Annotated in this window: 18 protein-coding genes and 1 pseudogene; 2 read left to right on the top strand and 17 right to left on the bottom strand. The window is 64.8% G+C overall.

Annotated elements, in window-relative coordinates; translation table 11 throughout:
• Window positions 1–396: 396 nt before the first annotated feature.
• From K6301_RS25115 to K6301_RS21325, 5 genes and pseudogenes are all read right to left on the bottom strand, one after another.
• Window positions 397–897, bottom strand: a pseudogene (locus K6301_RS25115) (MCP four helix bundle domain-containing protein); the annotation flags it as partial.
• A 12-nt stretch (window positions 898–909) separates the two neighbouring features.
• On the bottom strand, window positions 910–1,428 hold the full coding sequence (locus K6301_RS21340) for a chemotaxis protein CheW (RefSeq protein ID WP_134651023.1): 519 nt from the start codon (window positions 1,426–1,428) through the stop codon (window positions 910–912).
• Complete coding sequence (locus tag K6301_RS21335) at window positions 1,425–3,425, bottom strand: chemotaxis protein CheA (RefSeq protein ID WP_247220846.1); 2,001 nt, start codon at window positions 3,423–3,425, stop codon at window positions 1,425–1,427. Before K6301_RS21335 ends, K6301_RS21340 begins: the two co-directional genes overlap by 4 nt.
• Window positions 3,422–3,790 carry a response regulator gene (locus K6301_RS21330; RefSeq protein ID WP_134651021.1) on the bottom strand — a complete coding sequence of 123 codons (369 nt, stop codon included), beginning with the start codon at window positions 3,788–3,790 and terminating at the stop codon, window positions 3,422–3,424. Before K6301_RS21330 ends, K6301_RS21335 begins: the two co-directional genes overlap by 4 nt.
• Complete coding sequence (locus K6301_RS21325; protein ID WP_247220845.1) at window positions 3,787–4,116, bottom strand: STAS domain-containing protein; 330 nt, start codon at window positions 4,114–4,116, stop codon at window positions 3,787–3,789. The genes K6301_RS21330 and K6301_RS21325 overlap by 4 nt, the downstream gene beginning before the upstream one ends.
• A 363-nt stretch (window positions 4,117–4,479) precedes the next feature.
• Between K6301_RS21325 and K6301_RS21320 the strand changes: the two genes are divergently transcribed.
• Complete coding sequence (locus tag K6301_RS21320) at window positions 4,480–6,204, top strand: type VII secretion target (RefSeq protein WP_247220844.1); 1,725 nt, start codon at window positions 4,480–4,482, stop codon at window positions 6,202–6,204.
• 54 nt (window positions 6,205–6,258) lie between these two features.
• Here K6301_RS21320 and K6301_RS21315 read toward each other — a convergent pair whose 3' ends face one another.
• Together K6301_RS21315 and K6301_RS21310 are read right to left on the bottom strand one after the other, a co-directional pair.
• Entirely contained in the window at window positions 6,259–7,614 is a 1,356-nt protein-coding gene (locus K6301_RS21315; RefSeq protein WP_247220843.1) for a sigma-54-dependent transcriptional regulator, read from the bottom strand.
• On the bottom strand, window positions 7,611–9,452 hold the full coding sequence (locus tag K6301_RS21310; RefSeq protein ID WP_247220842.1) for a sensor histidine kinase: 1,842 nt from the start codon (window positions 9,450–9,452) through the stop codon (window positions 7,611–7,613). Before K6301_RS21310 ends, K6301_RS21315 begins: the two co-directional genes overlap by 4 nt.
• A gap of 222 nt (window positions 9,453–9,674) precedes the next feature.
• Here K6301_RS21310 and K6301_RS21305 point away from each other — a divergent pair, with 222 nt between their 5' ends.
• Window positions 9,675–11,006 (top strand): dicarboxylate/amino acid:cation symporter, encoded by a 1,332-nt coding sequence (locus K6301_RS21305; protein ID WP_247220841.1) that lies wholly within the window; start codon window positions 9,675–9,677, stop codon window positions 11,004–11,006.
• Between the two features lie 92 nt (window positions 11,007–11,098).
• Here K6301_RS21305 and K6301_RS21300 read toward each other — a convergent pair whose 3' ends face one another.
• The 10 genes from K6301_RS21300 to K6301_RS21255 all read right to left on the bottom strand — a co-directional run bounded on the left by K6301_RS21300 (window position 11,099) and on the right by K6301_RS21255 (window position 23,020).
• Window positions 11,099–11,581 carry an Lrp/AsnC family transcriptional regulator gene (locus K6301_RS21300; protein ID WP_134651015.1) on the bottom strand — a complete coding sequence of 161 codons (483 nt, stop codon included), beginning with the start codon at window positions 11,579–11,581 and terminating at the stop codon, window positions 11,099–11,101.
• Window positions 11,582–11,715: 134 nt separating this feature from the next.
• Complete coding sequence (locus tag K6301_RS21295) at window positions 11,716–11,961, bottom strand: hypothetical protein (RefSeq protein ID WP_247220840.1); 246 nt, start codon at window positions 11,959–11,961, stop codon at window positions 11,716–11,718.
• A 505-nt stretch (window positions 11,962–12,466) separates the two neighbouring features.
• Window positions 12,467–12,853: a DUF983 domain-containing protein gene (locus K6301_RS21290; protein WP_134651013.1), complete on the bottom strand. Its 387-nt coding sequence runs from the start codon at window positions 12,851–12,853 to the stop codon at window positions 12,467–12,469.
• A 100-nt stretch (window positions 12,854–12,953) separates the two neighbouring features.
• Entirely contained in the window at window positions 12,954–14,357 is a 1,404-nt protein-coding gene (locus K6301_RS21285; protein ID WP_247220839.1) for an aminotransferase-like domain-containing protein, read from the bottom strand.
• A gap of 137 nt (window positions 14,358–14,494) precedes the next feature.
• On the bottom strand, window positions 14,495–15,868 hold the full coding sequence (locus tag K6301_RS21280; protein WP_247220838.1) for an aspartate aminotransferase family protein: 1,374 nt from the start codon (window positions 15,866–15,868) through the stop codon (window positions 14,495–14,497).
• Window positions 15,869–16,015: 147 nt separating this feature from the next.
• The gene (locus tag K6301_RS21275) at window positions 16,016–17,512 is read right to left on the bottom strand and encodes an NAD-dependent succinate-semialdehyde dehydrogenase (RefSeq protein WP_247220837.1); all 1,497 of its coding nucleotides are present in this window, start codon (window positions 17,510–17,512) and stop codon (window positions 16,016–16,018) included.
• 132 nt (window positions 17,513–17,644) lie between these two features.
• The gene (locus K6301_RS21270; RefSeq protein ID WP_247220836.1) at window positions 17,645–19,258 is read right to left on the bottom strand and encodes a GMC family oxidoreductase; all 1,614 of its coding nucleotides are present in this window, start codon (window positions 19,256–19,258) and stop codon (window positions 17,645–17,647) included.
• A gap of 10 nt (window positions 19,259–19,268) precedes the next feature.
• Window positions 19,269–20,486: a mandelate racemase/muconate lactonizing enzyme family protein gene (locus K6301_RS21265; protein WP_247220834.1), complete on the bottom strand. Its 1,218-nt coding sequence runs from the start codon at window positions 20,484–20,486 to the stop codon at window positions 19,269–19,271.
• A gap of 35 nt (window positions 20,487–20,521) precedes the next feature.
• A complete protein-coding gene (gene aldA / locus K6301_RS21260) occupies window positions 20,522–21,946 on the bottom strand; it encodes an aldehyde dehydrogenase (protein ID WP_247220832.1) in 1,425 nt (474 codons plus the stop codon).
• A 174-nt stretch (window positions 21,947–22,120) separates the two neighbouring features.
• Window positions 22,121–23,020, bottom strand: coding sequence for a LysR substrate-binding domain-containing protein (locus K6301_RS21255; protein WP_247220831.1), 900 nt, complete (start codon window positions 23,018–23,020; stop codon window positions 22,121–22,123).
• Window positions 23,021–23,081 lie beyond the last annotated feature (61 nt).

Here is a 23,081-nt window from a genome sequence, read left to right as displayed (position 1 = left end):
GAAGGAGACGAGCTCGTTCAGCGAGGCGACAGCGTCTTCGCGCGCGGCGCGCATCTCGTGGTTGGCAAGCCGGCTGGCTTCGAAGTTGCTACGCTCAAGTGCCAGCGCGTTGCCGCGGTCCGCGGCATCCTTGACGGCCGCGAAGCTCTTCTGCACCTCGACGGCCAGCTGGCGGGCGTTGCCCTGCAAGCCTGCGACGAGCATCGAGATGTTCGTTTCGATATCGGAACCGGCCTTGGCATAGTCTGCCGCCCAGTTCGTCTGGCGCTCCGGATCGCTGCTCGCGAGCAGGATATTGCGGTGCTGGCGGAAGAAGTCGCTGATGTCGGCGCGCAACTCCGAGACGCGGCTGAAGTTTTCGATCGCACCCGGCTCACCGCGATTGGCAGCCTCCTGGAGTGTCTTCGACAAGCGGATGATGTTTTCTTCAGCAGCGGATATGGCCGCGCTGCCGTCTGTCGTGGAGATCCGCAGCGCCTCTACATCGGTGTTCTTGCGCGTCAGCGCCTGCATCTTCAGGTTCTGCGCCCAATAGAGCTCCCACTTCTTGGCGAAATCGTCGAGGATGGCGCGGCCCGCGTCCGTCGTCAGCTTCGAGCGGACGTCTGCCAGCGTTGCGGCGATCTCACCGTTTCTTGCCTCAAGGGTCCGGGCAATTGCCGCCATCTCCTCGGGATCCTCGCTGAGGATCATCTGGCGGGTCTGGGACGCGACGTCGGTGGTCAGGGTCTCGGTCTGGCTGAGGCCGAGCGTGGCGGCCGCGCGGCCGTTGACGACCCGTTCCATGCGGTCGTTAAGTTCCCCCAGGTCCTGCACCGCGACATACATGCTGACGCCTGACAGCAGGATGACGGTCGTGAAGGTGGCTATAAGCTTTGTCTTAATCGCAATACGCATCGTTCAAATCCTTTAGTTGGTCCCGGCTGCAACGCCGACACGGTCTCTCTGCGGGGCAAAAATCGCCTGCAGGTTCGGGACGATGATGAATTCTCCGTCACGTTTGACGAGGCAGCTGATGTAGTCCGCCCGCCAGCGCATGCCGACGCTCGGCGGCGGTTCGCTCGCGACCTTGGGCAGCGTGGTGACTTCGTTGACCTTGTCCGTGCGGATGCCGATCAACGTCGTCTCGTCGTCGAGCAACAGCTCGATGACGATGATGCGGCTGTCGATCGTCGCCTCGACTGCCTCCATCCCGAAGGCAAGGCGGATATCCGACAGGGGGATGACCTTGCCGCGGAAGTTGATCACGCTGGAGACGAAGGGCTTGCTGCCGGGAACGTGGGTCTCCGGCAGGAGATCGAGGATTTCCTGCACGACGGTCGCTTCGATGGCGAAGGTCTCGCCGTTGAGATTGAACGTCAGGACCGAAAGGTCCTCGTCGGCGCCCCAGATTGCATCATGGTCGAGTTTTCGTGCTGCTTCGCTCATCCTGCCGCCCGCAATTGCGCCTCCTGCTGCTGTCCGACCGCGACCAGATGGGTGACGTCGAGGATCAGCGCCACGCTGCCATCGCCGAGGATGGTCGCGCCGGAGAAGGTGACGACGTCATGGTGCAGTTTCGACATGGATTTGATGACTGTCTGATGGTCGCCGATGATCTGATCGACGACGAGGCCGACGCGCTCCGAGCCCGTCGAGATGACGACGACCTTCTGGTGCGGATCGGGTTGCGTTCCCGTGCGGAAGAGTTCGCGCAGGCGCAGGAAGGGCACGAGGCTGTCGCGCAGCGAGATGAAGCTGCGGCCGCGCGAGCGGACATCGTCCTCCAGCGAGATTTCCAGGCATTCCTCGACCGCCGAGAGCGGGATGACGTAGCAGCCGTTGCCGACGCGCACGAGCAGGCCCTCGATGATGGCGAGCGTCAGCGGGATGCGCAGCGACACTTCGGAACCTTCGCCGGGCCGGCTGGCAATGTCGATCGTGCCGCGCAGCGCTTCCACCGTCTTCTTCACGACATCCATCCCGACGCCGCGCCCAGACAGGTTCGTAACCTGCTGAGCGGTCGAGAAGCCGGGTTGGAAGATCAGCTGGAGAAGATCCTGGTCGGCAAGCGTTGCGCCCGGCTGGATGAGCCCGGAGGCCTCCGCCTTGGCCCGGACGCGATCGCGGTTGATACCGCGGCCGTCGTCCTTGATCGTGATGATGACCTCGCCACCCGTCTGGTGCGCCGAGAGCGCGACGCGGCCCTTGGCGGGCTTGCCGGCTGCCACGCGCTCATCGGGCTGTTCGAGGCCATGGTCGATCGAGTTGCGTACGAGATGCACGAGCGGATCGGCCAGCCGGTCGATGACCGTCTTGTCGACTTCGGTGCTTTCGCCTTCGGTGATGAGCTCGATCTCCTTGCCCGTCTCGCGCGACAGGTCGTGCACCAGGCGGCGGAAGCGGCTGAAGAGGCTGGCGACCGGCATCATGCGCAGCACCATCATCGTGTCACGCAGTTCGCCGGACAGCCGTTCGATTTCCTCCGAAACCGAGCGCAGGCCAAGATCGGCGGCGGTGCCCGCGAGCTGGGTCAGGCGCGACTGCGCGATGACCAGCTCGCCGACGCGGTCCATCATCTCGTCAAGGCGTTCGGCCGGGACGCGGACATTCTCGGCGGTCTTGTTCTGCCTGGGATCATTGGCCGCCTGCGGGGGCTCGCGCTCGGTGAAGACGGGCGTCAACGGTGCGGCCGGCTCGACTTTGGCGGCCGCTGCAGCGACAGGGCGCTCGGCGGCGATTTCCGTGATATCAAGCTCCATCTCGTCCATGACGAAGATGAAGACGTCCTCGATCTCGCTGCGTGGACGTTCAGTCTTGAGCGTCACGAGCCAGTGGAGATGGATGTCGCGCGGATCAAGCGCATCGAGCGAGGGCACTTTGGCAGTGTCGGCGACTATGGTGCATTCGCCCAGATCACGCATCTCGTCGAGCAGGCCGAGCGGGTTGGTGCCGTTGGCCATGGCGTTGGTCGGCAGGCTGAAGCGGATGCGCCATTCGCGCATGCCACCGGCATCGTCGCCGGCAGCCGCAACCGCCTCGACATGTTGCGGGGCCGAAGCGGGTATGCCGGCACCGTTGACGGCGCGGTGGAGGCCTTCGAGCAAGGCTGCGCTGACGGCGTCGTGATCGCCGTTCGGTGTTTCGAGCAGGGCGCGCATATGGTCCTGCGCGGAGAGAACCGCCGAGACGAGTTCCTGCGTTGCCGGGACATCGCCTTTGCGCACCCGGTCGAAAGCGGTCTCGCAATGGTGCGTGAAGGCGGCGAGCTGGTCGAAGCCGAACATCGCGCCGGAGCCCTTCAGCGTGTGCAAACCACGAAAGACCGCGTCGATCTGATCGCGGTCGTCAAGGCGGCGGGTGAGGTCGAGAAGGCCGGACTCGATCTGCTCCAGCAGTTCGGCAGCTTCTGTCCGGAAGACTGAGATCGGGTCCGGGTTGCTCATCTGCCGAGGACCTTTCGGGCGATCTTGACGAGGCTTTCGGGATCGAAGGGCTTGGTGAGCCATCCGGTGGCGCCGGCCGCCTTGGCCTGTGCCTTCAGCTCGCCGTCGGACTCCGTCGTGAGAAAGACGACCGGAACGCCGGTATGCGCGGGCAGCTTGCGCAGCTCGCGGATCATGGTGAGGCCGTCCATGTTGGGCATGTTCAGGTCGGTGACGACGAGGTCGTATTCCCCGCCCTTCAGCTTGTTCAGGCCGTCAAGGCCGTCGACGGCCTCTGTGACGGTGTAGCCCGCATTGCCAAGCGCAATGCGTGTCGTCAGCCGGATGCTGGCTGAGTCGTCGACGGTCAAAATCTTTGCGGTCATAAAGTCTGCTCCTGATGTAACCAGAATTGGGCGGCGTCGGGTGTCAGCTCATCGAGAAAGCCGCCGCGCCGGAGAGCCTCGCGCAACTCGCCTGCCGCCGGTCGCGCAAGTAGAACACGTCCTGTCTTCTCTGCGGCGTGGCTGCGTGCTGCGACGACAAGCTGCACGAAGCTGAGATCGACCTGCGCATCATCGGCGATATCAAGTACAATATCGGCATTATTGTCGATGGCGCCCAGAAATTTCTCGTGAGCTTCAAGTATATTTTTGATCGTTAGCGTTTTTGGTAAGGTTAACGACGTGTGATCGGGCGCAGGCGACGACATGGAGGCCTCGATATAAGGTTTTTGCGTAGATTATTTGCCTGTGCAAATTCCCAGCTCATGCTTAACGAACTGTGAATTTGGAGAGGCGAAATCCACCAGTTGGGGGGAATGTAAAAAGAAAATCATTATTCAATGGATCTAGAATATACGATCAAATATTTGAATAATATGGGAAATCACGTAAATTAGATATAGTTAATACTATTTATGAACCACTAATTCTAGGGATGCGTGCAAGCGGCGCATAATGCGTGTCGGAGGCCCAAAAGGGCGTTTTCGCCTCTATGAGGGAATCCGAATTTACTGGCCGTTACATTGTTTGCCTTAGCGTCGGCTCTGGGATTCTTGAAGATGGGGTATGGCGTGTCAGGAACAGCGGGCGCATTGCGGCTTGAGCAGCAGACGAATGAAGCCGAACTCGTATCGCGGCTCGAAGGCGCGCGTTCTCGTATCGAGCAACGCTTTCTCGATGGCGGCGTCGTGCTGCTCGGCGTGCTCGACGTGCTCAACCGGCTCGTGGCGTCGCTGGAAAACCTCTCCGGTTCGCTGGGGGGCGATGAGACGGAAGCCACCACGGCGCGCCTCCTGGCGACGATCGACCAGCTGACGGCCTTGCCCGGCATCGAGGAGACGCGCCAGCAGCGGCTTGCCGGTGTGGCGCTCACCGAAAAATCCCTCGGCACCCACATCGCCGCCATGCAGGAGACGTTGCGCTACCTGCGCACCTTCGCCACCACAGCCAAGATCACCGGCGCCGCGATCCCCGATTTTGCCGGCTTTGCGGAAGAAATCCTCGAACGCATTCAGTTCGGCACGCGAGAGGTCAACGCCCTCGGCAGCAAGATCAGCACGCTCGGCACCGTCATTTCCAGCGCCTCGGCCGGTGGCGGAGATGCGCTGGAGCGCTTCCGCAGCAGCGTGCCCGATATCGCCGGCAACCTTTCGCGCAACGCCGCGGATCTCGGCACGCAGCGCCGGCATCTTTCACAGCTGGCCGGCAAGGTCGGCGCATTGGCTCGCGGCGTGCAGGGCAAAGTGGCAACCACGCTTTCGGCCATGCAGATCGGCGACATCACGCGCCAACGCATCGAACACTGCCAGTCGGCCCTGACGATGCTCGAAGCGGAGCTGACGACGGGGGGCTTCGACAAGGAGGCATCGGCGCGCCTGACGCAGTTCATCCGCCATCTCGTCCACGCCCAGTTGGCGGAAATCGCGCGTGATTTCGAGCGCGAATGCCGCACCGTCGTCCAGACGATCCGCAGTTTCGGCGCCGATGTCGATAGTCTCATGACGCTCTATCGGGAGATGGATGCGGGCGACGGCGCGTCCGCCGACCGCGCGATGCGCACGCTGGAGGCGGATATCGCCGCTGCGCGTGCGGTGGTGCGCGACATCGAGCAAGTGGCCGACAAGGCCAACACCCTTGGCGAAAGCACGGTCGCCACGGTGCGCGAACTTCTCAACGGCGTGAAGACCATCCAGCTGGTGCGCACCGACATCCAGTATATGGCACTCAACACCAATCTGCGCTGCAGCAAGCTCGGCGAGGAAGGCCGCGCGATCAATGTCGTCACGGCGGAGCTGCGCAGTTTCTCCAGCCAGCTCGACGAGACGGCGGAGCGCATCCTCACGGCGCTGCAATCGCTTGAAGAGGATGCCGGCAAGCTTGGCGCCGTCGGCGCTGCGGCCGGTGACTCGCTCGATGCGCGGCTTGAAGACGTCCTCGGCCATCTGCGCCAGACCGGTGACCGCATGGAAGAGGATATGACGGCCCTGCGCGCCTGCGCGGTCGATGTCACCGCAACGGCCGGACGCATGGTGGAGGGCCTCGATTTCAATGCCGAACTCGGCGATGTCCTCGCGGATTGCACGGCGCGGGCGGGCGATCTCAGCGGGCCCGAGCTGCCGGATACGACCGGCCTCGAAGCCGTGCTGGCCGATCTCGGTGCGCGGATTGCCAAGACCTATACGATGGTGTCCGAGCGGGATGTGCACGCCCGCATCTTCGGCGTGGCCGCCGAGCCGACGGCCGCACCCGCTGCCGCCGGCAGCGACGAGGATCTCTTCGAGGACGCCCTGTTCTAAGCCACGAGACGCCGGCTCGCTTCGGCGTTCGGATGGTGCGGCGATGACGATCGCTCAGCCGTCCGTTTTCTGCGTGAAGTCGCGGCGCACGATGCCGTGGCGCTGGAGCTTGTCGTAGAAAGTCTTGCGTGGAATGCCGAGTGCGGCGATCGTCTCCTGCACGTCGCCGCCGTGGGCGGACAGCGTATCGCGAATGATTTGCGCCTCCACCCTCTCCAGCCGTTCGGGAAGTGTGCCACCGTCACCACCGGCAGGCGCGGTCGTTGTTTGCGGCGCGGCGGGCGGCATCATGCCCAGCACGGCGCGTTCTGCGAAATGGGAAAGTTCGCGCACGTTGCCGGGCCAATCGTGCTCGGCCAGATGTTTGAGGATGGCGGCGGACAGCGGCGGGGCTTCACGCTGGAAGCGCCGCGCCGCGCGCTCTGCAAAATAGCTGAACAGCAGTGGAATATCCTCGTGCCGCTCGCGCAGCGGCGGGATCGTCAGCGACACCACGTTGAGGCGATAATAGAGATCCTCGCGGAAGGTCTTGCGCTGTTCGGGGTCGGCGAGATCGACCTTGGCGGCCGCAACGATGCGGATATCGACGGGACGCACCTCGTTGGTGCCGAGCGGGGTTACTTCACGCATCTCGAGAACGCGCAGCATCTGGATCTGCGTCGAAAGCGGCATGCTTTCCAGTTCGTCGAGAAAGAGCGTGCCGCCGCTGGAATGTTCGATGCGGCCGACGCGCTTCTTCTGCGCGCCGGTGAAGGCGCCGGGCTCGTGGCCGAACAGTTCGCTCTCGATGACCTGTTCGGGCAGGGCGCCACAGTTGAGCGCGACGAAATTGCCCTTCGAGCGCCGGCTCCAGCCATGCAGCAGGCGCGCCACCACCTCCTTGCCGCTGCCCGTCTCGCCCGTCACGAGCACGTCGACATCGGTATCGGCGATCTGGCGCAGCGTCTGGCGCAGACGGTCCATCGCCATGGTCTGGCCGATCAGCGGAAAATCATCCTCTGCCTGCCGGGCAGCGTGCTTCAGGCGGCGGTTCTCCATGACCAGGTTGCGCTTTTCGGCGGCGCGATGCACGCACTGGATCAGGCGTTCGGCCGGGAAAGGCTTGGCGATGAAGTCGTAGACGCCGTCCTGGATGGCCTTCACCGCCGTCGGGATGTCGCCGTGGCCGGTGACGAGGATCACCGGTATTTCGGCATCGATTGCGCGGATCCGCTCGAAAAGTTGCAGCCCGTCCATGCCCGGCATGCGGATATCGGAGACGACGACGCCGGCAAAGCCGCTGTCTATAGAGCCGAGGGCATCGGTCGCGCGGGCAAGCGGCGTCACGTCGAAGCCGGCCAGTTCCAGCGTCTGCGCGGTCGCGTGCAGCAACTGCCCGTCGTCGTCGATAAGGAGAACGGGTGTGCTCATGGCGCAGCCTTTCTGAGATGCACGCGGAATCTGGCACCACGCGTGTCCGTTTCCACCTCCAGCCGGCCGCCGTAATCGGAAACGATGTCCTTGACGATGACGAGACCGAGCCCCAGGCCTGCCTCCTTGGACGTGTTGAAGGGCTCGAACAGGGAGGCGAGGATCGTGTCTGAAAGGCCGGGACCGTTGTCTGCAACCGTCAGGGCGATTTCCGTCCCGTTTTCCTCGACGGTAACATCCACCCGGCCGTCCGCCTTTTCCGCAACCGCTTCCAGTGCGTTCTGGAAGAGGTTGATAAACACCTGTTCCAACCGAAGCCGGTTGCCCATGACCTCCAGGCCGGCCGGGAAGGGGGCGATGATCAGGCGATCGAGACGGCCGGTGAAGCGGCTGCGCAGCAGCAGGACGGCGCCGTCCAGAGCTGCGCGCAGGTTGACCGGCTCCTCGCCCGAGCGGCCCTTGCGCGCCAACGCCTTCAGGTCTTCCGTGATCGTCGCGATGCGGTCCGTCAGGCCGGCGATATGATCGAGATTTTCCGCCACTGGCTCCGTGCGGCCGCGCCCGAGGAAGACCTTGGCGTTGTCGGCATAGGCGCGGATGGTGGCGAGCGGCTGGTTGATCTCATGCGCCACGCCGGCGGCCACCTGGCCAAGGATGGCAAGCCGGTTGGCCTGCACCAGATCCTGCTGCACGGCCTGCAATTGCGTCTCGGTTCGATGGTGATCGACGATTTCGGCCTCCAGGCGGTCACGGGCGAGACTGAGGTCACGCGTGCGCTCCACCACCCGGCGCTCGAGCTCCTCGCGTGCCGCCTGGTCGCGTACCGCGCCCGCAAGCGCGGTCTGGCGGCGGCGCAGCCATATCGCGGCGGCAATGGTGGCCGCGCCGATGAGGAGCAGGGCCAGCAACTGTGCCTGACGCCGTCCGGCCGCAACCGCCTCCGTCACCGGTACGAGATACTCGAACCGCCAGGGCGTTGTGGCCACGGGTACTGAAATGCGCAGATAGTTCTCGCTTCCGCCGCCCGGTTCGACGACGCGAATGATGTTGTCGTCGGCCGTGGGCATGAAGGGCAGCGGCAAAAGCGGGGCCTCGCCGAACTGAAGGCTCTCGCGGATGGCCGCGAGGTTTTCGGCGGGCAGCGGCTGCGTGGTCATGAAGCGCCAGGACGGGATGCTGGTGATCAGCACCACATGGCCGGGATCGACCACATAGGAGGGGCGCTGCGTTTCATGCCAGTCCTGTTCGAGCTGGTCGAATTCCATTTTGACGACCACGACGCCGAGCGGCGCGGACGGCGGGCCGATCCGGTGCGAGATATAGAGACCCGGCCGCTTGCTGACGGATCCGAGCGCGAAATGCTCCGCCGTGCCGTCCTGCATCGCGCGGAAGAAATAGGGGCGGAACGAATAGTCGTTGCCGACGAAACTCGTCGGTTCGCGCCAGTTGCTGGCCGATATCGTCATGCCGGCCGCATCCATCACATAGATCACCGCGGCACTGGTGCCGGCCACCAGTTCCTCCAGCTTGCGATCAAGCGTGGCGCGCGGCGCAGGATCGGTGGCGGTCAGGGCATCGGCGAGATCGCGGTCGCGCGAAAGAAGGAAGGGCAGGGCGCGTGGGCGCTCCAGCACGGCGCGCAGCAGCGCGACCTTCAGATTGGCATCGGTGCGGCCCTGCTCCTCCAGACCGGCCAGCGCGGAGGCGCGGCCGTAAAGACCGGCGGCATGGAGCGCACCGATTAATGCAAACAGCAGCACGACTGCAAAGGCGAGCCATTGCCGCCGCGCGATGCGCGAAAGCTCTGTCTGGTCGGGGCTCGCCGCAGATGTTTCCATCGGCCATTTCGAGCACAAATCCGCACAGAGCTCAATGAAATTCGTGCGGATTATCGCACATTGCTGAGCGATCGGTTGCTGATGCCACAAGATTATATTTTGATTTCAATGATTTAAATCCAAGTTCGTGATCTGGCACAGCCCTTGCTGAAGAAATGTCATGTTCAGCAAACCACCCCGGGAAGAGCCGGTTTTCCGGTTGGGGTGTCACAGGAGGAAATCATGCAGATCTCGGCTGTCGATACGCATCCGCGCACACCTCTCCCATTTTATCGTCACCTGTATTTCCAGGTGATCGTCGCCATCGTCGCCGGCATGCTCGTCGGCCACTTCTATCCGGATTTCGGCGCCAGCCTGAAGCCGCTCGGCGATGCCTTCATCCGTCTCGTCAAGATGATCATCGCACCGGTGATCTTCCTGACGGTCGCCACCGGTATCGCGGGCATGTCGGACCTCAAAAAGGTCGGGCGCGTTGCCGGCAAGGCGATGATCTACTTCCTCACCTTTTCCACTCTGGCGCTCGCCGTAGGGATGCTCGTCGCGAATGTCGTGCAGCCGGGTGCGGGCATGAATATCGATCCGGCCACGCTCGACGCCAATGCGGTGGCGACCTACGCCACCAAGGCGCATGAATCGACCATCACCGGCTTCCTGATGAACATCATCCCGCAGACCATCGTCGGCGCCTTCGCCGAAGGGGATATCCTGCAGGTTCTGTTCTTCTCGGTGCTGTTCGGCGTCGCGCTCGGCATGGTAGGCGACCAGGGCAAGCCGGTCGTCGACTTCCTCCAGTCGCTGACCAGCCCGATCTTCCGTCTGGTCGCCATCCTGATGAAGGCTGCGCCCATCGGCGCCTTCGGGGCCATGGCCTTCACCATCGGCAAATACGGCATCGGCTCGGTGGCCAATCTCGCCTTCCTGATCGCCACCTTCTACATCACGTCGTTCCTCTTCGTCTTCGTCGTGCTGGGTGCGGTCGCGCGCTACAACGGCTTGTCCATCATCGCGCTCATCCGCTACATCAAGGAAGAGCTGCTGCTCGTGCTGGGCACGTCGTCCTCCGAGGCGGCGCTTCCCGGCCTGATGCAGAAGATGGAAAAGGCCGGCTGCAAGCGCTCGGTCGTCGGCCTCGTCATCCCGACGGGCTACTCCTTCAACCTCGACGGCACCAATATCTACATGACGCTGGCGGCTCTGTTCATCGCGCAGGCGGTGGGTATCCAGCTGTCCTTCGCCGATCAGGTCCTGCTTCTGCTCGTCGCCATGCTGAGCTCCAAGGGTGCTGCCGGCATCACCGGCGCCGGCTTCATCACGCTCGCCGCGACACTGTCGGTCGTTCCCTCCGTGCCGGTCGCCGGCATGGCGCTGATCCTCGGCATCGACCGCTTCATGTCGGAATGCCGCGCGCTCACCAACTTCGTCGGCAACGCGGTCGCGACCATCGTCGTGGCCCGTTGGGAAAACGAGCTTGACGTGGAGCGTCTCAACGAAGCGCTGAACGGCAATGCCCTCCCGCTGCCCGAAGAGGTTCCGGTGCTCCAGCCGGCCGAATAAGCCGCACACCATCGTATGGTCCCGCCAAGGCGGGGCCGTAGCGCCCGGGTCTTGCGCCCGGGCGTTCTGCTTTCAGGCGTTTGCCTTGCGTTTCAGTCGCGCGCTGGCAGGAGGGTCGCGAGCGGCAGCACCGTTTCCTCCTTCACCGTCTTGGTGACGATGTAGGTGAAATAGCGGTCGATGCCGAGTTCGCGGTCCAGCAGGCCGTCGACCAGCCGCTGATAGGCGTCGATATCGGGGGCCATGATACGCAGGATATAATCCACGCCGCCGCCGACGGACCAGCAGGCCACGATTTCCGGCGTGGCGGCGACGGCGCGCTCGAAGCGTTCGAAATCCGCCTGCCGGTGATTTGCCAGCGTCACTTCCATCATGACGCTCGCCACCGGCGCGACACGCCGCACCGCCACGCGCGCGTGATAGCCGGTGACGATGCCGGCCTTCTCAAGCTTGCGCAGCCGCAGCCAGCAGGGCGTGGGAGACAGGCCCGCCTTCTCCGCCAACGCCAGCTTGGTGATGCGCCCGTTCTCCTGGATGGCTTCCAGGATGCGCAGGTCGATGGCGTCGAGTTTCATGCGGGGCGCTCTCCGGGCAGCGTCAGATCGGTGGCGACCTGCTATATCCGAATTGCAGCGGCCGGCCTATCTCTCCCGTACCGCGTCGTACAAGCTCTCCACCATATCCGGTCCGCCCGGGCTCAAGATCGGGCTCAGGATATGGCGGCGGGCACGGGCATGTCGGCTGGGGTGATCCAGACGCGCCCGTCGAAGGCGAGTTCGCCGTCCGCGAGCTTGCGGCTGGCAATGGCCTCGATGAGGCCGAGCTTGGTGGTGACGTCGCCGATCGTGCCGTCATCGACGATGCAGACCGCCTGGCACTTGCGCTCGTCGCGCATGACGAGGAACGTGTGCTGGCCGTCCTGCCTCATCTTGCCCGGCATCGTCATCAGTGTCATTCGGCGTCTCCTTCCGTTCGGATATCGAGCCCCAGGTCGGCGAGGGTCCGGCAGTTTGGTTAACAAATGGTTAACGTGGCCGTCTTCACGCCCGGCGGAGCCGGCAGCGGCGTTGTAATGCGCCCGCCGTTGTTTCGTTCCAGAGCTTACGGGCCAGAGCTTACGGGCCAGAGCTTACGGGCCAGAGCTTACGGGCCAGAGCTTACGGGCATTGCCTGTCCGCCCGCGAGGCATGCGGTTTGCGTCGGGGCCGTGAACGGAAAAGAACGTTCCGAAAAGAAGTCTATAAAAGAGATGGAATTTGTGTTTGCCGCATTGGGGCAGCATGGACCGACGCAGCATCAGCCACGCTCGAGCCAAACAGCGGCGGCGACGCATGAACAGAACGGCAATAGGGGCAGGACAGCCGTCAGGCGTCTGAGGTCGGCGGGCTGTGACCGCACTCGCGGTTTCACGGCAGGACCAGACGGTCGCACCGGCATGGCCGGCACGACACAGGGTAGGGTCAGGTGTTCTCGGACCGGCGTACGAGTTGGCCCTGTTCCGCCTTGTAGAAATATTGGCTCGCGACCAGCCATCCCTTGAGCGGGCGCAAAGGCGGGATACAGGTGAGCAGCATGAAGGGGCCGGTCACAAAGAGCTGCGTCAACAGCGACGCATTGTAATTCACCTCCAGCCACACGGCGAGGGCCGCGCTCGGGATACAGGCAAAGATCATGACGAAGAAGGCGGGGCCATCGGCGGGATCGGCGAAGGCGTAATCAAGCCCACAGGCCTCGCAGCGCGGCGCCATCTTGAGGAAACCCTTGAACAGGTGACCCTGGCCGCAGCGCGGACACCGGCCGCGAATGCCCGTCTGGAGGGGCGGAAGTGCGGGATAGGTCTCACTCATGACACATGCCTTTCGGAACCGTTCAATCCTGTCATTAAATGCAGTCATATAGATGTGCGCATCCTGTCAATCTGTCGATTAGACATGATGACGCAGGTCGTCAGAAGAAGGAGCCGGCCATTTCCGGCGGCCCTTCCAGCGCATGCGCCATGAATTCCAGCGCGGATTGCAGCTGCGCGCGCGGGATGGGCCCGCCGAGGCAGACGCGCACGGCTTCGGGCGGCGTGCCGTCCACGGTGAAGGCGTCGCTTGCGACCACGCCCAAGCCGCAGCTGCGCATATGGGCGCTGAAGATGGAACGGGTCCAGCCATGTGGCAGCGGCAGCCATATGTTGAAGCTGACGGCGTCAGCGCCGTAGCTTCCCGCAGGCAGCAGCCCGGCAACGATTTCCTGCCGCGCGGCGGCTTCCGCGCGCAGGAAGGCGAGGATCGCATCCGCCGTGCCGTCGCCGATCCAGCGGGTGGCAAGCGCCGTTGTCAGCGGCGAGGCCATGACGTTGCCGCTGCGCATGGCGCCCGCGAAGGACCAGAGGGAACGGCTGTCATCGGGTGCCGCAACGTAGGCAACGCGCAGTCCAGCGCCGATGCATTTTGAAAGCCCGCCGATATACCAGGTCAGCTCGGGAGCAAGCGAGGCCAGCGCCGCCGGGCCCCCCGTCGGCAGGAAGCCATAGGCGTCGTCCTCGATTACGGGCACCCGGTAATGCCGCGCGATGTCCACGATCGCCTGCCGCCGGGCCTGCGACATGGTCAACGTCAGCGGGTTTTGCAGGGTCGGATTGAGATACAGCGCTCTCGGTTGCTCGCGTTTGCAGGCCTCGGCGAAGGCATCGGGCAGGATGCCATCCGCGTCCATCGGCAGGCCGCAGATCCTGAGCCGCAGTTGCGCGGCGATAGAGCGCAGGCCCGGATAGGTGATGTTTTCCGAAAGCACCGTCTCGCCCGGCTTCGCGAGTATTGAAAGGATAGCCAGCAGGGCCGGGTGCGCGCCCGGCGTGACGAAGATGCGCTCGGCCGGCGCACGCACGTCGCGGCGTACAAGCCAGGACGCGGCCGCCTCCTTGTCCATCGCGGCGCCGCCGAAACCCTGGTAGCGCAGGAGCGGCAGAAGATCGGCCGAAACGGTGGCAAGGCCTTCGCGCATGCGCGCGATGAGCGCCGGGTCGTCCGGCTCGGGCGGCATGTTCATGGAGAGGTCGATAACCGCCGCGCGGCGGCCGTCGGGAGGCGTCGCGACCGGCGGGTTCGCCCTCGGGCTCTCGGTGCCGGTGACGAAAGTGCCGCGGCCGACATGGGACTGGACGAGCCCGCGCTTTTGCGCCTCCACATAGCCGCGCGCCACGGTGGTGACGTCGATGGCGAGCCGGCGGGCGAGATCACGATGGGTCGGCAGCTTGTCACCGGGCGAAAGCTGGCCGCTTTTCAGGTCCAGTTCGATCAGGTCGGCGATTGCCATGTAGAGGGGATTGCTGCTTCGACCGAGATCGGGATGCCAGGTCTTCACGTCACAGGTTCCAGTCAAACGGGTATTGACTGTATATTGCCTGTATTCCCTCCTGTCATCAGGAGAATGCGCCGTGGCGGCTTTCTTCTATCGTCAAGGAGCAAGGGCCGCCGGATGACGGCCCTCGCGCTGTCACGTCAGCCGAGCACGGCCTTCACCGCGTCGGCGGTCGCCTTCACGACGATATCGGCCTCGTCCTTCGTCAGGCAAAGCGGGGGCGCAAAGCCCAGGATATCGCCCTGCGGCATGGCGCGGCCGATGACGCCGCGCTCGAGAAGCGCGGCCGAGACCTGCGGTCCGATCTTCCTTGCAGGATCGAAGAAGACGCGGTCGTCGCGGTCCTCGACGAATTCGACTGCCGCCATCAGGCCATCGCCGCGCACGTCGCCGACATGCTTGTGGTCGCTCACGGCCTTGGCGAGTTCGCTGCGGAAATAGGCGCCGACGGTTCCGGCGTTCTCCACGAGGCCGAGTTCATCGACCAGTTCGAGATTGGCGACGCCGGCCGCAGCGCAAATCGGATGCGACGAGTAGGTCCAGCCGTGGCCGATCGGGCCGAGCTCGTCGGAACCCTTGACGAGGACCTCCCAGACCTTGTCCGAAACGATGGTGCCGGAGAGCGGCGCATAGGCGGAGGTGAGGCCCTTGGCGATGGTGATCAGCGCCGGCTTCATGCCGTAATGATCCGAGCCGAACATCGTGCCGAGACGACCGAAGCCCGTCACGACCTCGTCGGCGACCAGGAGGATGTCGTACTTGTCGAGCACGGCCTGGATCTTCTGCCAGTAGCCCTTCGGCGGCGGGACGATGCCGCCCGTGCCGAGGATCGGCTCACCGATGAAGGCCGCCACCGTGTCCGGCCCCTCGGCCAGTATCATTTCTTCCAGCTTGTCGGCGCAGTACTGCGCGAACTGCTCTTCGTCCATCGAGCGGTCCGGCCGGCGATAGAAATAGGGGGCCTCCGTGTGCAGAACGGGTGCGCGCGGCAGGTCGAAGGCATTGTGGAAGACGCTGAGGCCGGTCAGCGAGCCGGTCATGACGCCGGAGCCGTGATAGCCGCGCCAGCGGGAAATGATCTTCTTCTTCTCGGGGCGGCCCAGAATGTTGTTGTAGTACCAGATGAGCTTGATGTTGGTTTCATTGGCGTCCGAGCCGGACAGGCCGAAATAGACGCGGCTCATGCCCTCGGGCGCGCGGTCGATGATCATCTTGGCAAGCGTGATCGACGCTTCCGTGCCGTGGCCGACATAGGCGTGGTAATAGGCGAGGTTCTTGGCCTGCTCGGCGATCGCGTCGGCGATCTTCTGGCGACCGTAGCCAACGTTCACGCAGTAGAGACCGGCAAAGGCATCGAGGCTGGTCTTGCCGCTGGTATCGGTGATGTAGACGCCTTCGCCGCCGCCGATGACGCGGGTCGGCGTTTCGCCGCGCGCATGCATGCCCATATGGGTGGAGGGGTGGAAGAAGTGATCGCGGTCCCAGGCGTTCAGTTCATTGCGTTGGTCGAGCATGGTATTTCCTTTCGAAGTCGTTGTTTCAAACGTTACACTCTTCCTCCGTCATCCTCGGGCGTGACCCGAGGATCCACAACCCGGGCGGTGCATAGATCCTCGGGTCAAGCCCGAGGATGACGATGGAGAGGTTGGTGTCCGGCGCGGTCAGGCAGCCGTGTCGATGCAGAGATATTTCAGTTCGGTGAAGGCCTCCATGCCGTGGCGCGAGCCTTCGCGGCCGAGGCCGGACTGTTTCCAGCCGCCGAAAGGGATCGGGCCGCCGGTAATCTTCACGCGGTTGACCGCCACCATGCCGTATTCCAGCGCGCGGGCAAGCCGCATCTGGCGGGCGCCGTTTTCGGTCACGACATAGGCGACGAGGCCATATTCGGTGTCGTTGGCGCGCGCCACCACCTCCGCCTCGCTGTCGAAGACGCTGATGCCGGCGACCGGGCCGAAGGTTTCTTCGCGCATGATCAGCGCGTCGTCCGTCACACCAGCCAGGAGTGTCGGCGTGTAGAACAGCGGGCCGGCCGGGTGGCGGCTGCCGCCTGTCAGCAGCGTCGCGCCGCGTGCGAGAGCGTCGGCCACCTGTTCCTCCACCTTGGCGACGGCGCGTTCGTGCATCAGCGGGCCGATCTCGACACCGTCCTCCAGCCCGCCGCCGACCTTAAGCGCCTCGATGCGGGCCTTGAAGGCGGCGGTGAAGGCGGCAAGCACAGGGCGCTCGACGTAGATGCGGTTGGCGGCGAGGCAATCCTGCCCGGAGGTCGCGAATTTCGCGTTGATCGCGATATCGGCGGCCTTGTCGATATCGGCATCGGCGAAGATGACCAGCGGCGCGTGGCCGCCGAGTTCCATGACGAGCCGCTTCATGGTGGGGGCGCACTGGCCGGCGATCAGCTTGCCGATTTCCGTCGAGCCGGTGAAGCTGAGAGCACGCACGCGGGCATCGGCATTCATCCGCCCGACGATGGTCGCGGCGTCGCCCGTCACGACATTGAAGACGCCGGCGGGAAGGCCGGCCCGCTCGCCGAGTTCGGCAAGCGCGAGCGCGGAGAGCGGGGTTTCACTGGATGGGTGGGCGACGACGGTGCAGCCGGCGGCGAGCGCTGCCGCGGCCTTGCGCGTCACCATGGCGGACGGGAAATTCCACGGCGTGACGATGCCGGCGACGCCGAGCGCCTCGCGGCGCACGATCATCTCTGCGCCGGGAAGGTGGCTGGTGACGCTTTCGGCGTTGAGGCGCTTTCCTTCCTCGGCATACCACTCGATGAAGGACGCCGCATAGTCGATCTCACCGCGGGATTCGGCCAGCGGCTTGCCCTGTTCGAGCGTCATCAGCAGCGCGAGGTCCTCGCGGGCCTCCAGCATCAGGTCGTGCCATTTGCGCAGAATTTTCGCACGCTCCTGCGGCAGCCGGTCCCGCCATGCCGGGAAGGCGCTGCTTGCGGCGGCAATCGCCTGATCCGCCTGCGCGCTGTCGAGCGCCGCGACCCAGCCGAGCGTTGTGCCCGAGCCGGGGTCCGTCACCGCAAAGCTTGCGCCATCACGCCCCGCCACCCAGCGGCCATCGACATAGGCGAGGCTGCGCAACAAATGTGGATCGGCAAGCCGGGCAAGGGCTTCGTGAAAAGCGGGACGGGCGAATGTGGCGGTCATGAAGGCCTCCTCTGATGTGCCGAAAGTCTGCCAGAGGATGGCGGTCAAATTGTCTATTGGGTGGGCTGGCAGCAGAGACTTGGGCCAAATGCGTCTCGGCGTGTAGACAATCTCTCTACGCGATGGTGTCGCCTAGCGTGCCTCTTCGAGGATCATCGCGGCGCCCTTTTCCGCCACCATCATGGTCGGCGCGTTGATGTTGCCGGCGGTGATGTTGGGAAAGATCGACGCGTCGACCACGCGCAGGCCCGCCACGCCATGCACCCGTAGCCTGCTGTCGACGACCGCCGTGCCGGCATCCGGGCCCATCGCGCAGGTGCCGCACGGATGGTAGATCGAGCCGGCATTGTCGCGGAAATAGGCCAGCAGCGCCGCGTCACCATCAACTGCGGGTCCGGGAGACACTTCCTCCGATGTCACGGCGGCGAGCGCGGCCTGTGCCGCGATCCGCCGCACCAGCCGGCTGCCCTGCAACACGTCCGCGATGTCCCTGTCGGTGGAGAGGTAGTTGGGCCGGATCGCCGGCGCGACATGCGGCTCGGCAGAGGTGATCGTCACACTGCCGCGGCTTTGCGGCCGGCAGGCATTGAAGCAGATCAGGTAGCCGGGATAGGGCTCGGGCTTCAGCCCTGCCTTCGGCTCGGCTGGAGTGCGGTAGGAGAGAGGGTTGAAATAGAGCTGAATGTTCGGCGCTGCCTCGTCCGGCGCGCCGCGAAAGAAACCGCCCGCCTGGTTGACGCTCATCGCAAACGGACCCTTGCGGGTCAGAAGATATTGCAGCCCGAGCCGCGCCTGGCCGAACAGGCTGGCGAATGCGCCGTTCAGCGTCGGGATCGTCGCGCGGTAATAGTAGCTGGCGCACAGATGGTCCTGAAGGTTTTGGCCTACGGCGGGCAGATGCCGGCGCACGGCAATGCCGAGATCCTTCAGCCGGTCGCCGTCGCCAAGGCCGGAAAGCTGCATGATCTGCGGGCTGCCGATGGCGCCGGCTGCCAGCACCACCTCGCGGCGTGCGGTAAAGCGGCGCTTCGCGCCGTTTTGGACGACCTCGATGCCGCTGACGCGGCCGTCTTGCGCAAAGGTCAGCCGCTCGACCAGCGCGTCCCGTTCGATCGCCAGATTGGCGCGGTGTAGTGCCGGGAGCAGATATTCCGCGCTGGAATGGGAGCGCCGGCCCTTGTTCGTGTTGATATCGTAGACGCCGGCGCCCTCGATGTCCGCTCCGTTGAAATCCGCGTTCATGGGCAGGCCGAGCGCGCGGCAGCTCTCGAGAAAGGCGTCGCTGATCGGATGCGTCATGCCGCGCATCGGCGTGACATGGATCGGTCCGTCGGCGCCATGCCACTCGGATGCTCCGCCGGCATGGCTTTCGAGTTGACGAAAATAGGGCAGGACGTCGTCATGCCCCCAGCCGGGATTTCCCGCGCGGGCCCAATCGTCGAAATCCGCTTTCGCCCCGCGCACGAAGATCATGGCGTTGATCGAGCCCGACCCACCCTGCACCTTGCCGCGCGGCACGTAGACCCGCCGGCCGTTCAGTGCACCTTCCGGCTCGCTGTGGTACATCCAGTTCACGCGCGGATCGTAGTAGCTGCGCGCATAGCCGACGGGGATCTGGAACCAGAAGGAACGGTCACTGCCACCGGCCTCGACCACGAGCACGGAATGCCGGCCGTCCTGGCTGAGCCGGCTCGCCAGGATGCATCCCGCAGATCCGGCACCGACGACGATATAGTCGTATTGCATGGCCGCGCCCTCAGCCCCGCGCCGGGGCAAGCGCCTTCACGTCGGCAGGCTCGCTTGCCATCTGCAGGTGAAGGCGCGCGCCGGTATAGGGCGAGTGGCGCTCCACCACGTCGAGATCGAGTTCGACGCCAAGGCCGGGCTCGCGCGACGGAATGATGTAGCCGTCCTCCACGGAGAGCTTCGTCTTCAGGATCTCGGCGTGGAAGCCCGAGAAATCCACGATGGCCTCGTGGATAAGGAAGTTCGGGGTCGCTGCCGAAAGCTGGATGCTGGCCGCCGCGCCGACGGGGCCGTTGTAGAGGTGGGGCGCGATCTGCGCGTATTGCGCCTCTGCCATGCCCGCGATTTTCTTGGCTTCCAGCAGGCCGCCGACACGCGCCACGTTCATCTGAAGGATCGAGGCGGCCTTCTCCTCAAGAACGCGCTGGAACTCGTATTTCGTCGTCAGCCGCTCGCCGGTCGAGATCGGGATGGAGGTCGCCCGCGCGACCTCTGCCATCGCGGCCTCCTGGCCGGGCGGCACCGGCTCCTCGAACCAGAGCGGATCGTATTTCTCCAGGCGCCGCGCGAGGCGGATCGCCGAGGAGGGCACCATCTGGCCATGTGTGCCGAACAGGATATCGGCGTGCGAGCCGATGGCGTCGCGGATCTTGCGGCAGAACGCCTCGCAGCGGTCCATCACGGCGAGCGAGAGCTGATGGCCGGAGTAATCCGTATAGGGGCCGGCCGGATCGAACTTGACGGCGGTGAAGCCCATCTCGACCATCTTCACCGCATAGTCGGCGGCAAGGTCCGGGTCGTTGTAATCATATTCGCCGGCCGCATTCACGGGATAGAGATAGGTATAGGCGCGCAACTTCTCATGCACCGTGCCGCCGAGCAGATCGCAGACCGGCCGGCCGGCGGCCTTGCCGATAATATCCCAGCAGGCGATCTCCAATCCGGAGATGATGCCCATCATGGTGGGGTCGGGGCGCTGGGTGAAGCCGCTGGAATAGGCCGCTCGCCAGAAGCGCTCGATCCGGTGCGGATCATGGCCCAGCAGGTAACGCTCGAAGACGTCGTCGATCAGCGCCGTCATCGCGGCCGGATGAAAGGCGGTGGCGTAGATTTCGCCCACGCCCTCGATGCCGCATTCGGTGCGCAGCCGCACGAAGATCCAGTACATGCCGCCGATATGCGGCGGCGGCACCGCGACGATATGGGTCGTGAGAGAGGCGATCTTCATGGGTTCCCCCGTCTTCGTGAAATCGATGGGCGCGCTCAGTGCTTGAACACGACGAGCCGCGTTTGTGTGAATTCCAGCATGCCGTGCTTGCCGTCGTCGCCGCCAAGGCCGGATTTCTTCCAGCCGGCATGGAAGCCCTGATAGGGATCGGCGGGCAGGCGGTTGATGTAGAGTTCGCCGGCCTCGACAGCCGCTGCGGCGCGCATGGCCTTGCGATAGCTCTCGGTGAAGAGCACGGCACTGAGGCCATATTGATGGTCGTTCGCCAGCGCCAGCGCCTCCTCGAAGGTAGCATAGCGCAGCATGGCGAGAACCGGGCCGAACACCTCCTCGCGCACGATTTCCATATCCTGCTGGCAGTCGGAAAGCAGCGTGGGCGGATAGAAGAAACCCGCGCCTTCGGGCAGGAAACCACCAACTTCGACGCGCGCGCCCGCTGCTCGCGCGCGCTCCACCATGGCATGGACGCGCTGTCGAGCGGCGTCACTGACGAGCGGGCCCATGCGCGCGGCATCCTCCGCACGGTCGCCGAAGGTCCGTGCGGCGAAGGCCTCCTTCAGCCTCGCGAGCAGACGGTCATGCACTGCCTCGTGCACATAGAGCCGTTCCGGACTGGTGCAGACCTGGCCGCTATGGTTCGTCTTGGCTGCGACGATCATCGCCGCCACAGCGTCGATATCGGCGTCGTGCTCGACGATGACAGGCGTCTTGCCGCCCAGTTCCAGCGAGGGCTTGGCGATGTTTTCCTTGCAGTAATCGAGGACGGCCTGCCCCGCGGCCACGCTGCCGGTCAGTGTGATCATGCCCACGGCCGGATGGGTGCAGAGCGCACGGGCGGTGTCGTGGTTCATGGCGAGAATGCTGACGAGCCCCTCCGGCAGGCCCGCCGCCTGCACCGCCTCCGCAAAGACCAGGGCGGAGAGGGGCGTGTTGTTGCTCGGCCGCACGAGGACCGCATTGCCGGCGATCAGCGCGGGCGCGATCTTCCGCACCAGCGTATAGATCGGATAGTTGAACGGGATGAGGCAGGCGACGACCCCGATGGGCTCGCGTCGCAGCATGAGCGTCTCGTCTGGATTGTCGCTCTCGATGACCTCGCCCTCGATGCGCCGCGCCCATTCGGCGTGGTAGCGCAGCAGTTCGACGCCGTAGGTCGCTTCGCCGGTCGCATCGTCAAGGCTCTTGCCGGATTCGGCGGCGAGCACCGCGCCGATCTCGCCGGCCCGGGCGGTCAGCGCATCGGCCAGCCGGCGTAAGGCGTCGCCGCGGGCGATGGCGGGCAGGACGCGCCATGCGGGCTGCACCCGCCGCGCGGCGGTGGCAGCGGAAAGCGCCTCCGCCTCGCTTGTGGCCGGCAGGGTGGCGATGACCTCGCCCGTCGCGGGATTGCGCACGGGAATCTCTTCGGACGAGGCGGCCCGCTCGAAGCGGCCGGCAATGAAGTTGCGGAATTCGCGCATATGTCCCATCTCGGCTGGCGCCCTCTTCGCTGGAGGATGGCCGGGAGAGGATGAGCGAGCGGCGCACGACGCCTCTCCCCGCGCCAGTCCGCCGGGCAAGTGTCGCGGGGGCGGTAGAAATGCGCAAACGAGGAATTTTCGGGTGAGGTATTCCGCCGGGGAATGCTCGAGGCCTCAGCCGGCCCGCCCGGCTTGCGCGAAGAGCCAGGTCCGGAATGCGGCGAGTGCGGGTGAGACCACGGCACGGGGACGGGTGACGAGCCAGTAGGATTCATGGCCGTCGACGGCGATATCGAAGAGCTGGCGCAGCGTGCCGGCAGCCAGATCGGCGGCCACCATGCAGCGGTCGGCGATGGTGACGCCGAGGCCCGCGCGCGCCGCCTCGATTGCGAGGTCGAGCACGTCGAATTCAAGGCCGTGGCTGGTGTCGAGTTCGGGAAAGCCGGCTGCGTCGAGCCAGTGCCGCCAGGTGAGATAGCGCTGGTCGGGGGCAGCCAGCACATGCAGGAAGGTGAATTGCGCAAGGTCGGCGGGTGAGGCAAGCGGCCTGCCGTCGACAAGGCCGGGGGCTGCGACGGCGATATGTTCCTCGCTGATCAGCAGGCTGGCATCGAGCGTGGGCCACTCGCCGTCGCCGAAGCGGATGGCACAATCAAGAAGACCGCGCTCCGCAAGGCTGTCTGCGGCCTCGGTTCCGATGCTGAGATCGATGTCGGGCAGGGTGCGCCTGAGATCGGCAAGCCGCGGCATCAGCCAGCGCCGGGCGAATGTCGCGGGAACGTTGATGCGCAGCCGGTTGCGGTTCTGCTTGTCGGCAATGCCACGCAGCGAGGTCTCGATATCGTGGAATGCCTGCTGCACGGTTTCGAGCAAGGCGGCGCCGGCCGGCGTCAGCTCAAGGCGATGATGGTGCCGGATGATCAGCGGCTCGCGGATATCGTCTTCCAGGCTCTTGATCTGCTTGCTGACGGCGCTCTGCGTCAGGTTCAGCCGCTCGGCGGCCCGCGTGAAGCTGCGGGTCTGGCCAACCACTTCGAAAACCTTCATGGCCGACAGGCCGGGAAGTTTGCGCATCGTCCTCTCATGCGACATTGGAACTCGCCGGCATCATACGCCAAGTCGGCGCACGGCATAG

This window comes from Shinella oryzae (assembly GCF_023038235.1).
Taxonomy (GTDB): Bacteria; Pseudomonadota; Alphaproteobacteria; order Rhizobiales; family Rhizobiaceae; genus Shinella; species Shinella sumterensis.
This window is presented reverse-complemented; position numbering and strand designations above follow the sequence as displayed.

Excerpts from the sequence above, each read along its gene's own strand:
- K6301_RS21255 (WP_247220831.1), bottom strand. The coding sequence starts at position 23,020 with ATGCGCAAACTTCCCGGCCTGTCGGCCATGAAGGTTTTCGAAGTGGTT.
- K6301_RS21330 (WP_134651021.1), bottom strand. The coding sequence starts at position 3,790 with ATGACCGCAAAGATTTTGACCGTCGACGACTCAGCCAGCATCCGGCTG.
- K6301_RS21335 (WP_247220846.1), bottom strand. The coding sequence starts at position 3,425 with ATGAGCAACCCGGACCCGATCTCAGTCTTCCGGACAGAAGCTGCCGAA.
- K6301_RS21270 (WP_247220836.1), bottom strand. The coding sequence starts at position 19,258 with ATGCAATACGACTATATCGTCGTCGGTGCCGGATCTGCGGGATGCATC.
- K6301_RS21310 (WP_247220842.1), bottom strand. The coding sequence starts at position 9,452 with ATGGAAACATCTGCGGCGAGCCCCGACCAGACAGAGCTTTCGCGCATC.
- K6301_RS21265 (WP_247220834.1), bottom strand. The coding sequence starts at position 20,486 with ATGAAGATCGCCTCTCTCACGACCCATATCGTCGCGGTGCCGCCGCCG.
- K6301_RS21290 (WP_134651013.1), bottom strand. The coding sequence starts at position 12,853 with ATGAGTGAGACCTATCCCGCACTTCCGCCCCTCCAGACGGGCATTCGC.
- K6301_RS21295 (WP_247220840.1), bottom strand. The coding sequence starts at position 11,961 with ATGACACTGATGACGATGCCGGGCAAGATGAGGCAGGACGGCCAGCAC.
- K6301_RS21280 (WP_247220838.1), bottom strand. The coding sequence starts at position 15,868 with ATGCTCGACCAACGCAATGAACTGAACGCCTGGGACCGCGATCACTTC.
- K6301_RS21340 (WP_134651023.1), bottom strand. The coding sequence starts at position 1,428 with ATGAGCGAAGCAGCACGAAAACTCGACCATGATGCAATCTGGGGCGCC.
- K6301_RS21325 (WP_247220845.1), bottom strand. The coding sequence starts at position 4,116 with ATGTCGTCGCCTGCGCCCGATCACACGTCGTTAACCTTACCAAAAACG.
- K6301_RS21305 (WP_247220841.1), top strand. The coding sequence starts at position 9,675 with ATGCAGATCTCGGCTGTCGATACGCATCCGCGCACACCTCTCCCATTT.
- K6301_RS21300 (WP_134651015.1), bottom strand. The coding sequence starts at position 11,581 with ATGAAACTCGACGCCATCGACCTGCGCATCCTGGAAGCCATCCAGGAG.
- aldA (WP_247220832.1), bottom strand. The coding sequence starts at position 21,946 with ATGCGCGAATTCCGCAACTTCATTGCCGGCCGCTTCGAGCGGGCCGCC.
- K6301_RS21275 (WP_247220837.1), bottom strand. The coding sequence starts at position 17,512 with ATGACCGCCACATTCGCCCGTCCCGCTTTTCACGAAGCCCTTGCCCGG.
- K6301_RS21315 (WP_247220843.1), bottom strand. The coding sequence starts at position 7,614 with ATGAGCACACCCGTTCTCCTTATCGACGACGACGGGCAGTTGCTGCAC.